The organism is Bacillus tuaregi (assembly GCF_900104575.1).
Taxonomy (GTDB): Bacteria; Bacillota; Bacilli; order Bacillales; family Cytobacillaceae; genus Bacillus_BD; species Bacillus_BD tuaregi.
On the sequence record NZ_LT629731.1, the window covers coordinates 2,675,348 to 2,687,649 of the forward strand.

The window sequence follows — 12,302 nt, forward strand, 5'->3', positions numbered from 1 at the left end:
AGTTATTCCACCATTTCTCCATTTAAAGACCACGTTTTGGTTTCCGTGATTTTAACCTTTACTAGATTTCCAATGGCTGATTTCGGTCCTGTAAAGTTAACAAGCTTATTTCTTCGTGTATAACCAGCCAATACATCTGAATTATTTTTACTTTCCCCTTCAACAAGCACCTCGACAACTTGACCCTCGTATTTCTTCAAGCTCTGTGCTGACATTTCATTCACAAGGGTATTTAAGCGCTGAAGGCGATTCTTTTTAACTTCCATTGGTACATTATCCTGCATTTTTGCTGCAGGTGTCCCTTCACGTGGAGAATAAATAAACGTATAGGCAGCCTCATACCCCACCTCACGATAAAGTGAAAGTGTTTCCTCAAATTGTTCCTCTGTTTCATTTGGATAACCGACAATGATATCCGTCGTTAGAGCTACATTGGGAATGGCTGCTTTAATCTTACCTACTAATTCCAAATACTGCTCTCTAGTATATTTACGTGCCATGATTTTTAGTACATCAGTTGACCCAGACTGTACTGGTAGATGGATGTGCTCAACTAGATTTCCACCCTGCGCCAGCACCTCAATCAAATGATCGTCAAAATCACGAGGATGGCTTGTGGTAAATCGAATTCTAGGAATATCAATTTTTCTCATTTCATCCATTAAATCGCCAAGGCCATATTCAATGTCGGAAAAATCTTTTCCGTAAGCATTAACGTTTTGTCCAAGCAGCGTAATTTCCTGATATCCTTGGGCAGCAAGGTGGCGTACCTCTTGAATAACATCTTCTGGTCGACGACTTCGTTCTTTACCTCTTGTATAAGGTACAATACAATAAGTACAAAATTTATCACAGCCATACATAATATTGACCCATGCTTTAATATTTCCTCGTCTCACCTTTGGAAGGTTTTCAATCACATCCCCTTCCTTAGACCACACTTCAACAATCATTTCTTTTGACATGTATGCTTCCTCTAAAATATGTGGAAGACGATGTATATTATGTGTTCCAAAAATCATATCAACATGCTGATAGGTTTTGAGAATTTTATTAACAACCGACTCTTCCTGTGACATACAGCCGCAAACTCCAAGCAATAAATCAGGCTTTTCTAATTTCAAGTGCTTCAAATGGCCAATTTCACCAAACACTTTATTTTCAGCATTTTCTCGAATCGCACAGGTATTTAAGAGAATAACATTTGCGTCTTCAACTGTATCAGTAGGCTCATAGCCTAGAGCAAGGAATATTCCTGCCATAACCTCAGTATCGTGCTCATTCATTTGGCAGCCATAAGTACGAATATAGAATTTACGCCCTTGACCCATTCCTTTATATTTTTCTGGAATTTCGAAATCCTTATGGTATTGAACATCCTCTTTACCACGTTTTTTTGCATCCTTTAATGATGGCGCAGTGATGACTGTTTCAAAATATTTGCTGTAATCCTTTGCGGATTTTTTGTCCGAAGGATTTGCCGTTACTTGTTGTCCTTCTAAGCGTTGCTTTTCATTCATCTATATATCTCCTTTCGCTATCTTTGCATAAAAAGATAGAGTAATGCACATTATAATAGTATAATGCCTTACATGAATGAAAACAATAGACAGCATAATTTCCAGAAAAAAAAGCACGGTTATCCCATCGTTCTGATAAAAATATCTATGTATGACAAAATAAGCAAGTGATTTATGTAAATAATCACTTGCTTATTTTGTCTTTCATTAAACCTTTTTTATTATTTAAACTCCGCTACTAGTTTATCAAAATGTGCTTGGTCTAAGTTTAGATCCATTTTTGTTAATGGGTCTTCAGAATAGCCATGTAATAGTTCTTGATAGGACTTACGCTCTGTATTTTGGTAAATTAATCCTGTTACAAGTCCGTTATGCTCCATCAATGTTTGCATTGCCGCTTCACGATTAGATGGGTCATAGCCATCAATATCACTTAATTTTGATAGGTTTTCTTTAAACCAATCATATGTGTTTACTTTATTATAAGTGACACATGGACTGAAGACGTTGATTAAAGAAAATCCTTTATGTTTGATACCCGCTTCAATAAGGGCAGTTAAGTCCTTAAGATCAGTTGAGAAGCTTTGTGCAACAAAGGTTGCTCCTGCTGTTAAAGCCATTTCCATCGGTGCAATCGCTTGTTCGATTGAGCCTTTTGGAGTCGATTTTGTTTTGAATCCCGCCTGTGAGCGAGGAGAAGTTTGTCCTTTTGTTAACCCATAGATTTGGTTATCCATTACGATATAGGTAATGTCAATATTTCTTCTGATTGCATGAATGGTATGACCCATACCAATGGCAAAACCATCTCCGTCACCACCGGAAGCAATAACTGTTAAATCACGGTTTGCCATTTTTACACCTTGTGCAATTGGTAATGAACGACCATGAATACTGTGTACACCATATGAATTAATATACCCAGAAATACGTCCTGAACAGCCAATTCCGGAGATTACGGCTAAGTTTTCCGGTTCTAAACCAACATTTGCTGCAGCTCTCTGAATCGCAGCCTGAACGGAGAAGTCTCCGCAGCCTGGACACCAGTTTGGTTTCACATTATTTCGAAAATCTTTAAATGTTGCCATTTAGAACAACTCCTTGCTCTTCGTGTATATTTTTGCATTTAGTATAAACTTCATATGGTTTATATGGATTTCCGTCGTACTTTAATACCTTTTTAATTTTCTCAGCGTAGCCAACATTCATTTTAATGATATTGGCCAATTGTCCAGTTGCATTGTTTTCAATAACAGCTACTTTTTTAGCATTTTTGATTAAAGGTAACACTTCATCTGTTGGGAATGGGTGAATTAAGCGAATATGTGCATGATTCACCTTAATGCCATCGTTTTCAAGACGTGTTACAGCTTCTTCAATCGCACCGCGTGTTGAGTTAAATCCAATTAATAATAGATCAGCATCGTCATGCGGGCAATTTTTATATACAGGTGTGTTAAACTTAATATTTTCTACTTTTCTAAAGCGCTTATCCATTTGCATGTTACGGTTCAGTGCAGCTTCAGATGGTTTACCCGTTTCATCATGCTCTACTCCAGTAACATGGTGAATACCATTTTTAACCCCTGGGATTACACGTGGAGAAACTCCATCTTCTGTTACTTCATAACGCTTAAAGTATCCTTTGTTTTCCTGTTCAGGGATTCCATCAGTAATTAATTTACCACGTCGAATCTCTACCTTGTTAAAGTCAAGCGGCTCTACCGTTTGTTTACCTAATGATAATTGTAAATCCGATAACACAATGACAGGACACTGATATTCTTCAGCTAGATTAAAAGCTTCTGCTGTATCATAGAACGCTTCTTGCACTGTACTTGGAGCCATAACGATTTTTGGAATTTCACCATGTGTTCCATAAATCATGGCCATTAAATCGGATTGCTCTTGTTTTGTCGGCATACCAGTTGATGGACCACCGCGTTGAGTATCCACAATGACAAGTGGAGTTTCTGTAATTCCAGATAGACCAATCGCTTCCATTTTAAGAGAAAGTCCTGGGCCAGAAGAAGCAGTCAAAGTACGAACACCACCGTAGTTTCCGCCGATAGCCATGGTAACCGCTGCAATTTCATCCTCTGTCTGAATAACAGCTCCGCCAAGTGGAGGTAATTCTTTAATCAAGTATTCCATGATCTCTGAAGCTGGTGTAATTGGATAGGCAGCCATGAATCGGCAACCGCCTGCTAGTGCACCTAAAGCAATAGCATCATTTCCAATCATAAACAGTCTATTTTGACCATCAGCTTCTGCAAGTTCCATTACTTCTGATCCATCTGTTAATTGATTTTTTAAGTAATCATATCCAGCTTTGATTGCTTCCATATTTTTCGCAACCACTTGCTGTCCTTTTTTACCAAAAATCTCTTGAACTACATCTTCGAATACATTAATATTTAGATTTAGAATTGCACATGTTGCACCAACTGCCACCATGTTTTTCATTAATGATGTACCTAAATCAGTAGCAATTTCTGTAAATGGAACCGCATACAATGATGCTTCCGTATCATCCGGTTTCTTTGGATTTATTTTAGAATCTGCAATAATAATCCCTTTATCATGCAATTCCTTATAGTTTACATCGATTGTCTCCTGATCAAATGCTACTAAAATATCAAGATCATCAGAAATAGTGCGAACTTCTGTCGTACTTACACGAATTTTATTATTTGTGTGTCCACCTTTAATCCGCGATGAAAAGTGGCGATAACCATATAAATAATAACCTAATCGGTTTAATGCGATAGAGAATATTTCTCCAGTACTCTCGATTCCTTCACCTTGTTGCCCGCCAACCTTCCATGAAAGCTGATTAACCATAATTCCACCCCTTTGGATACGTAAAAAATTATGTCACTATGTACATAAAAGTATAGCACCAATCGACTAAATCTTCTAAGAAAATGCCTAACTAAATTATTTACTAGGAATTTTCATTATATTTGGAAAATCGATTGTACTAAACGATTTCAATTCTAGACCTATAACATAAAAAAAGCAACCTTTTCCGACGAAATTTTGACGAAAATATGAATATTTTTTAATTAATTAAAAATTATTATATTACCTTATTAATCTTATGCATAAAATCATACAAACTCATTCCTATTATCCTAGAGAATATTTTATCTTCTGATTCACTCACCTTCTTTGTTGATTGATGTCGAAATAAGCATTGTCAAATTCTTTATATTTATATAATAATCGTTTATTACAATATTTGCGAATTTTTGCACTTATGAAACGTAAAAATCGATACTCTTCCACACTTGAAAAACCTGCTTGCAACTGCAAACAGGTTCTACTTATGTTCATGTTGTGTTATCTAGGTTCAATAATCAATTTAATCGCAGTTCTTTCTTCACCGTCAATCAAAATGTCAGTGAAGGCTGGGATACATATTAAATCCACCCCGCTAGGTGCGACAAATCCTCTTGCAATGGCTACCGCTTTAACCGCTTGATTTAATGCACCCGCACCAATTGCTTGAATTTCTGCTCCACCTCTTTCTCGCAGAACCCCAGCAAGCGCACCAGCTACAGAATTAGGATTAGACTTTGCTGAAACTTTTAATATTTCCATTCCTAGCTCCTCCTTGTTTGGTCCCTCCCATATGTTCGTGGAACGAACAATTCAGGTTAAATCATTCCAATGTTACTATATTCAGGAAACAATTCAGTTATTCCGGCTTGGTCGAAAAAAGCGACCTAGTTTCAAGTAAAAAAAGAAACATACTAATTTCCTCCCCACGAAAAAATTGGGGACGGTATATAGTATGTTTCTTTTTCAATCATTATGAATAGAACGGGTGATCATCATTAATTAAAATACGTTCCATTTTTTTGGCCCTACCACTTTTTTTATCAATCTCAATGCATACGGCACTCAATTGACTTCTACCCGTTTTAGGGACCTCAAAGCGGGCTGGCATATTCGTGAGGAATCTTCTCAGTACAACCTCTCTATCCATCCCTAATATCCCATCATACGGTCCTGTCATACCGACATCTGATAAGTAAGCAGTCCCATCAGGCAGAATTCGATTATCTGCGGTTTGCACATGGGTATGTGTTCCTATGACAGCTGAGACCCTCCCGTCCAAATACCAGCCCATCGCTTGCTTTTCACTCGTAGCTTCTCCATGGAAATCAACAAATATGATAGGTGTTCTCTCTCTAGCCTCCTTAATTAATTCGTCGGCCTTCTGAAATGGGCAATCGCTTGGAGGCAAAAAGGTTCTCCCCTGTAGACTGATCACAGCTATCTCGTCAGTATTCATCTTCAAATAAACAATCCCTTTTCCTGGATTATTCTCTGGAAAATTAGCCGGTCTAGCAAGGTACTTTGCATTATCAATAAAATCATAAATTTCACGATTGTCCCACGTGTGATTTCCCAGCGTCACGACCTGTGCTCCTGCTTCTAAAAAACCACGGTATATTTTTTCTGTTATACCCCTTCCTGCAGCAGCATTCTCTCCATTAATGATTGTGATATGTGGACGGTATTTGTCTTTTAGCTTAGGCAAATATTCATTTATCATATCACGCCCTAATGAGCCTACAACATCTCCGATAAACAGTATATTCATGTATACCCCTTCTTTATCAAATTTATTTGTTCATGAAACACAAATGTTTACATAAAATAAAAGCGGTGTATACACACCGCTTTATTTTGCATATTCAACCGCTCTTGTTTCACGAATAACCGTGACTTTAATATGGCCTGGATAATCAAGCTCATCTTCAATCTTTTTACGAATATCACGGGCAAGACGATGTGCTTCTAAATCGTCTATTTGTTCCGGTTTTACTGAAATCCGCACTTCGCGGCCAGCTTGAATCGCAAATGATTTTTCAACTCCATCAAAAGATTCAGAGATTTCTTCTAGTTTTTCTAGACGACGAATGTAATTCTCAAGCGTCTCTCTTCTTGCTCCTGGTCTAGCCGCAGATAATGCATCAGCAGCAGCCACAAGAACTGCGATAATGGAGGTTGGTTCTGTATCCCCATGATGTGAAGCAATACTGTTAATGACGACTGGATGTTCTTTATATTTAGTTGCCAATTCAACCCCGATTTCAACATGACTGCCCTCGACTTCATGGTCAATCGCTTTTCCAATATCATGAAGCAGGCCTGAACGACGTGCTAATGTCTCATCCTCACCAAGCTCAGCCGCAAGCATTCCTGTCAGCTGTGCGACTTCTATTGAGTGCTTTAACACATTCTGACCATAACTTGTACGGAATTTCAATCGACCAAGAATCTTTATTAGGTCTGGATGTAGACCATGTACACCGACTTCAAAGGTTGTTTGTTCACCAATTTCACGAATATGCTCATCGACTTCACGTCGTGCTTTATCCACCATTTCTTCAATACGAGCTGGATGGATTCTGCCATCCTGAACTAGCTTTTCAAGCGCTAAACGTGCAGTTTCTCGTCGAATTGGATCAAATCCGGAAAGAATAACTGCTTCCGGTGTATCATCAATAATAAGATCTATACCAGTTAGGGTTTCTAACGTCCGAATGTTACGGCCTTCCCTGCCGATAATACGTCCCTTCATCTCGTCATTTGGAAGATTTACAACTGATACTGTAGTTTCAGCCACATGATCAGCTGCACATCGTTGGATAGCCAGTGACAAGATGTCTTTTGCCTTCTTGTCAGATTCCTCTTTTGCTCTTATCTCGCTTTCTTTTATCATTACAGCGACATCGTGTTTTAATTCATGTTCGACCCGCTCTAAAATGATGGTCCTTGCCTCTTCACGAGTTAAGCCCGAGATTCGCTCCAACTCTGATTGTTGTGTTTTTACGATCTCGTCCACTTTGCTTTCCATCTCTTCAATATGCTGTTGTCTTTTGTTAAGAGAATCATCTCTTTTCTCTAAAAGTGCTTCACGTTTTTCTAACGTTTCGTCTTTACGGTCAAGATTTTCCTCTTTTTGCAGTAAACGATTTTCTTGTTTTTGCAGTTCATTCCTTCGCTCACGAATTTCACGCTCCGCTTCATTACGAAGCTTATGAATTTCGTCCTTTGCTTCCAGCATGGCTTCTTTCTTTAAAGAATCCGCATCACGTTTCGCATCTTCTACTATTTGTTCTGCTGCATTTCGTGCTCCTGCAATTTTAGCTTCAGCAATGGATTTACGAACAAAATAGCCAACAACTACACCGACGATAAGGCCAAGCAAAATGGAGATGATTGCAGCTAATAGGTCCATCATTTCACCTCCTTCTGCTATGAACTTGTTTTCCAGTTACGTTTCTAAAGTGTCGACATGTACATTGTTCAGAATTCAATATACAGCTCAATGGCTTTTAATACTCATAGAAAAGTAAAATATACATATATAATTGTAAAGGTGAGTATTTTCAATGTCAAGTGATTGTCCTTACAGCTTTTGCTAATTTTAAATATCAAAAAGTTTCTAAACATATCTAAAAGGGCAAAGTCTTCATAGACTTTGCCCAGTCATCCATTAATCAATTAAATCAAGCTCATCCTGCTCAAGGGCGTCAGCCGTTGGCGAAGCTGCCGCATCACTGTCGAGGCCGTAATGCTCACGAATTTTTTGCTGAATTTCAAACGCAATTTCTCGGTTTTCTTTAATAAACTGCTTAGCATTTTCCCTACCTTGTCCAAGTCGTTCATCATTATAGGAGTACCAAGAGCCACTCTTTTGAACAATATCCAGCTCTGCACCAATATCGATGATTTCACCTTCTTTTGAAATCCCTTCACCGTACATAATATCCACTTCAGCTGTACGGAATGGTGGCGCTACTTTGTTTTTGACAATTTTAATTTTGGTTCTATTCCCGACGATATCATTTCCCTGCTTAATCGCTTCAGCACGACGAACCTCAAGACGTACAGATGAGTAGAACTTTAAGGCACGTCCTCCTGGAGTTGTTTCAGGGTTACCAAACATAACGCCAATTTTTTCTCGAACCTGGTTAATGAAAATCGCGATGGTCTTTGATTTATTGATAGCTCCAGAAAGCTTACGAAGTGCCTGTGACATCAAGCGTGCCTGAAGACCCATGTGTGAGTCTCCCATTTCTCCTTCAATTTCTGCTTTTGGAACAAGGGCTGCAACAGAGTCCACAACAACAATATCAACTGCACCACTTCGTACCAGCGCTTCCGCTATCTCTAATGCCTGTTCTCCTGTATCAGGCTGTGATAGTAGGAGCTCATCAATATTCACTCCTAATTTTTGCGCATAGATTGGATCCAGCGCGTGCTCAGCATCAATAAACGCTGCCTGTCCACCCTTAGCCTGCACCTCAGCAATTGCATGGAGAGCAACGGTCGTTTTACCTGAACTTTCTGGACCATATACTTCAATGATACGTCCTCTTGGATATCCGCCTACACCAAGGGCTGCATCCAATGCCAAGGAACCACTTGGACATGTAGATATCCTTCTGTCAGTTTGTTCCCCAAGCTTCATGATAGAACCTTTACCAAATTGTTTTTCTATTTGTTTTAACGCCTGTTCAAGGGCTGCTTGACGATCACTCACTGCATTTTCCTCCTTTAAAATAAAACCTATCTAAAGCCGAAGGTTACGGCTGTCTCATCTCAAAATCTATCTTTACTATAGCTTGTTTTTGCTATTTTGTCTATTAAAATATCGAACATTTATTCGTTATTTTTCGAGGCTATAATTCTTTGAAAATGCTCAAATTTATTACTACTTTATCCTTTTTCAGTAGGTTTTTATCACTAAAAATCAAAAATTCAATTGGAATCTTAAGATTAAAAAAGTAATATTACCAGCTTAAGTTGTTATAGTCAAGGAGCAACAAGACTCCTTTCATGAGTGAAAGGAGTCTTGTTATCTGTCATTATGTTTATTCTTCGAGGTTTAAGATTTCTTTTAATAAACGATAGCATCCATGCTGAACGGTGCGGATTCGAATGATTGTCCGGTTGCCACCAAGTTTTAACTCTTCTACTATAGTTGGCTGATTTTTTATCTTAATCCCAATAAATACCGTACCGGCTGGCTTATCTTCTAATTCCTCTGGACCCGCAACACCTGTAAAGCTAATCCCAATATCCGACCTCATTAAAGTTGCTACATTTTCAGCCAGCTCACTTGCACATTCGGCACTCACAACCCCGTACTTAGCAATCGTTTCAGGCTTTACTTTCAATACATTTTTCTTTACTTCCGGATTATAGCACACGACTCCGCCCATTAATAAAGAGCCTGCACCTGGAATAGACGTTAACTCTTTCTGGAACATACCGCCAGTTAAGCTTTCAGCTGCAGCAATGGTCAGCTTCTTTTCTTTTACTATCTCCGAAAGCTCACTCATAAGGGAGGTTTCATCATAGCCATAGAAATACTCCCCTACTCGACTAAGAATTAACTTTTCTGTATCAGAGATTAACTCAAGTGCAGCAGTTTCTGATTGATGCTTGGCTGTAATCCTAAGCGTCACTTCACCATCACCTGCCAATGGAGCAATGGTTGGATTGGATTGAGCATCGAGCAAATCCTCAATCTCTGTTTCCAACTGTGATTCACCAATTCCAAAAAAACGCAATACTCGGGAAATAATTTTTTCCTTTACTTGAAGCTTATTCATGATGCTTGGGCGTGCATATGTTAAAAACATCGGCTCCATTTCTTTTGGAGGTCCAGGAAATAATAAATAAAGTTGATTTTGCTTGGAGACAATCATACCTGGCGCCATTCCGTGGTCATTTGGCATCACTTCGGAGCCCTCAATGACCAATGCTTGTTTCCGGTTATTCGCGGACATCGTTCTGCCAACCCGGCTATAATAGGCTTCTATTGAATGCATCGCTTGTTCATCTGTAATAAGCGGTCTTCCTAAATGAGTGGCAATGGTTTCTTTTGTCAAATCATCCTTTGTTGGACCAAGGCCACCTGTAAAAATAATCATATCCGCACGACCTTCAGCAACCTCAATAGCAGCCTTTAATCGACTGGCATTATCACCAACTACTGTATGGTAATATACATTGATTCCCATATCAGCAAGGGTTCTTGAAAGAAAACGAGCATTCGTATTGACTATTTGGCCTAATAATAATTCAGACCCAACGGCAATAATTTCTGCATGCATGAACATACCCCTTTACGTAATAGAATGATTCGTTTGCCTAAATGTAATTTACTTTGAATGGATAAAGGGTTCTTTATTTTTCACAAAATAATCCCATCCTGACCAGACCGTGAAAAACAATGCAACCCAGAGGGCAATAATATCGAAAGGTATCGACATCATTTCAAATAATATATTATGTAATAGCAGTGCCGAAATGGCCACAATTTGTGTCCAAGTTTTTATTTTACCCAACATATTGGCCGCTACAACTTCTCCTGCACCAGCTAACACGAGACGCAGACCGGTAACCGCAAATTCCCGGCTAATGATAATAATGACGATCCACGACGGTGCCAGCTGCAGCTCAACCAGAACAATCAGAGCAGCAGATACCAAGAGTTTATCGGCAAGCGGATCAAGAAATTTACCTAAATTGGTAACCATATTATATTTGCGGGCATAATGTCCATCAATCCAATCGGTTGTAGAAGCAATAATAAAGATTAAAGCCCCAACAAAATGTGTCATTGGCATGGATGTTCCTAATATCGATATCTCTCCCCATGAAAATGGAAAAACCATAATGATGAGAAAAATAGGAATTAAAAAAATTCGTGATATTGTGATTTTATTTGGCAGATTCATTTCATTTTCCCTCCAAAACAAATGAGCAAGCTAAGCATATGTATACGAGAAAAATAGTCATCACCTTTATGATGACTATTCACTCGGTTTGACATAACGGATAATAATATCCTGACGTACAACCTCAGCTGGAGAGACCACATATTCCAGCTTCTGTCCGTTTATATAAATATCTGTTGCAGTTGAATTCCCCGCTACAACAATGACTTCCGTTTCTTGTGACATATCAAGGGTTTGGCTTTCCGTTTCCCCTGTTCTCATCATACCTTGAAAGAAGGAATAGCCTTTACTATTTTTAATATTCACCCATGTTTCACCTTTTGATACAACCTTTAATTCAAATGTATCTGCATTCTTCAGTTCATATACAGATTTGTCACCATTTACTTCAATATTTTTTAATTCTTGCGAGACTTGAGGCTCGTCCTCCATTTTTTCTTTTTTCTCGTTTGTTTCTTCCTGGCTATCCTTTATGTTCTCTTTATCATTAGACTGACTCGATTCGTCTTCTTTGCTAATATCCGCCAAATCTGCTGACTCTTCATATCTAGTTTCTTGCTTACTTTCTTGCGGAGCCGTTTGACGATCATCATCCCCTGAATATTTCTGTGCTAGATACCAGATAAAGACAAACACCCCTATGACAAGAACGCCAATCAACACCTTCGGAAGTACATCCAGCACCTTCGAACTGCTCTCAGAAAGTGATTTTCTAGTTTGAACACGAGAAAGTTGTCCGGGAATATCCTCGCTTAGGATACTGGGTATCTCATTTTTATACTCCTCAAATAGCAGCTCTGGTTCAAGACCAACAGCTTCTGCATACTGTTTAATAAAGGCCCGCACATAAAACTTACCAGGCATCGAACTGTAATTGCCTTCTTCAATACCAATCAAATACCGCTTTTGGATTTTCGTAGCTTCCTGTAAATCATCAAGACTCAAGCCTTTTTCTAAACGGGCTTCCTTTAAGCGATTACCTAATTCTGTCAATTACAACACCTTCCAA

The 12,302-nt window shown here is 38.7% G+C and carries 10 protein-coding genes; all 10 read right to left on the reverse strand.

Going from position 1 to position 12,302, the window contains the following annotated elements:
- Nucleotides 1-2: 2 nt before the first annotated feature.
- Nucleotides 3-1,520, reverse strand: coding sequence for a tRNA (N6-isopentenyl adenosine(37)-C2)-methylthiotransferase MiaB (gene miaB, locus BQ5321_RS15115; protein ID WP_071395264.1), 1,518 nt, complete (start codon nt 1,518-1,520; stop codon nt 3-5).
- A gap of 221 nt (nt 1,521-1,741) precedes the next feature.
- Nucleotides 1,742-2,608, reverse strand: a complete 867-nt coding sequence (locus BQ5321_RS15120; protein WP_071395265.1) for a 2-oxoacid:ferredoxin oxidoreductase subunit beta — start codon at nt 2,606-2,608, stop codon at nt 1,742-1,744.
- Nucleotides 2,595-4,364, reverse strand: a complete 1,770-nt coding sequence (locus BQ5321_RS15125; RefSeq protein ID WP_071395266.1) for a 2-oxoacid:acceptor oxidoreductase subunit alpha — start codon at nt 4,362-4,364, stop codon at nt 2,595-2,597. Before BQ5321_RS15125 ends, BQ5321_RS15120 begins: the two co-directional genes overlap by 14 nt.
- A 501-nt stretch (nt 4,365-4,865) precedes the next feature.
- Nucleotides 4,866-5,126, reverse strand: coding sequence for a stage V sporulation protein SpoVS (gene spoVS, locus BQ5321_RS15130; protein WP_071395267.1), 261 nt, complete (start codon nt 5,124-5,126; stop codon nt 4,866-4,868).
- Between the two features lie 211 nt (nt 5,127-5,337).
- Nucleotides 5,338-6,135, reverse strand: coding sequence for a TIGR00282 family metallophosphoesterase (locus BQ5321_RS15135; protein ID WP_071395268.1), 798 nt, complete (start codon nt 6,133-6,135; stop codon nt 5,338-5,340).
- Nucleotides 6,136-6,216: 81 nt separating this feature from the next.
- Nucleotides 6,217-7,779 (reverse strand): ribonuclease Y, encoded by a 1,563-nt coding sequence (gene rny / locus BQ5321_RS15140; protein WP_071395269.1) that lies wholly within the window; start codon nt 7,777-7,779, stop codon nt 6,217-6,219.
- Nucleotides 7,780-8,037: 258 nt separating this feature from the next.
- Entirely contained in the window at nt 8,038-9,087 is a 1,050-nt protein-coding gene (gene recA, locus BQ5321_RS15145; RefSeq protein ID WP_071395270.1) for a recombinase RecA, read from the reverse strand.
- 331 nt (nt 9,088-9,418) lie between these two features.
- Complete coding sequence (locus BQ5321_RS15150; RefSeq protein ID WP_071395271.1) at nt 9,419-10,666, reverse strand: competence/damage-inducible protein A; 1,248 nt, start codon at nt 10,664-10,666, stop codon at nt 9,419-9,421.
- A gap of 48 nt (nt 10,667-10,714) precedes the next feature.
- Nucleotides 10,715-11,293, reverse strand: a complete 579-nt coding sequence (gene pgsA, locus BQ5321_RS15155; protein WP_071395272.1) for a CDP-diacylglycerol--glycerol-3-phosphate 3-phosphatidyltransferase — start codon at nt 11,291-11,293, stop codon at nt 10,715-10,717.
- 75 nt (nt 11,294-11,368) lie between these two features.
- A complete protein-coding gene (locus BQ5321_RS15160) occupies nt 11,369-12,286 on the reverse strand; it encodes a helix-turn-helix domain-containing protein (RefSeq protein ID WP_071395273.1) in 918 nt (305 codons plus the stop codon).
- Nucleotides 12,287-12,302: the final 16 nt, after the last annotated feature.

Excerpts from the sequence above, each read along its gene's own strand:
- miaB (WP_071395264.1), bottom strand. The coding sequence starts at position 1,520 with ATGAATGAAAAGCAACGCTTAGAAGGACAACAAGTAACGGCAAATCCT.
- BQ5321_RS15120 (WP_071395265.1), bottom strand. The coding sequence starts at position 2,608 with ATGGCAACATTTAAAGATTTTCGAAATAATGTGAAACCAAACTGGTGT.
- BQ5321_RS15125 (WP_071395266.1), bottom strand. The coding sequence starts at position 4,364 with ATGGTTAATCAGCTTTCATGGAAGGTTGGCGGGCAACAAGGTGAAGGA.
- spoVS (WP_071395267.1), bottom strand. The coding sequence starts at position 5,126 with ATGGAAATATTAAAAGTTTCAGCAAAGTCTAATCCTAATTCTGTAGCT.
- BQ5321_RS15135 (WP_071395268.1), bottom strand. The coding sequence starts at position 6,135 with ATGAATATACTGTTTATCGGAGATGTTGTAGGCTCATTAGGGCGTGAT.
- rny (WP_071395269.1), bottom strand. The coding sequence starts at position 7,779 with ATGGACCTATTAGCTGCAATCATCTCCATTTTGCTTGGCCTTATCGTC.
- BQ5321_RS15150 (WP_071395271.1), bottom strand. The coding sequence starts at position 10,666 with ATGCATGCAGAAATTATTGCCGTTGGGTCTGAATTATTATTAGGCCAA.
- pgsA (WP_071395272.1), bottom strand. The coding sequence starts at position 11,293 with ATGAATCTGCCAAATAAAATCACAATATCACGAATTTTTTTAATTCCT.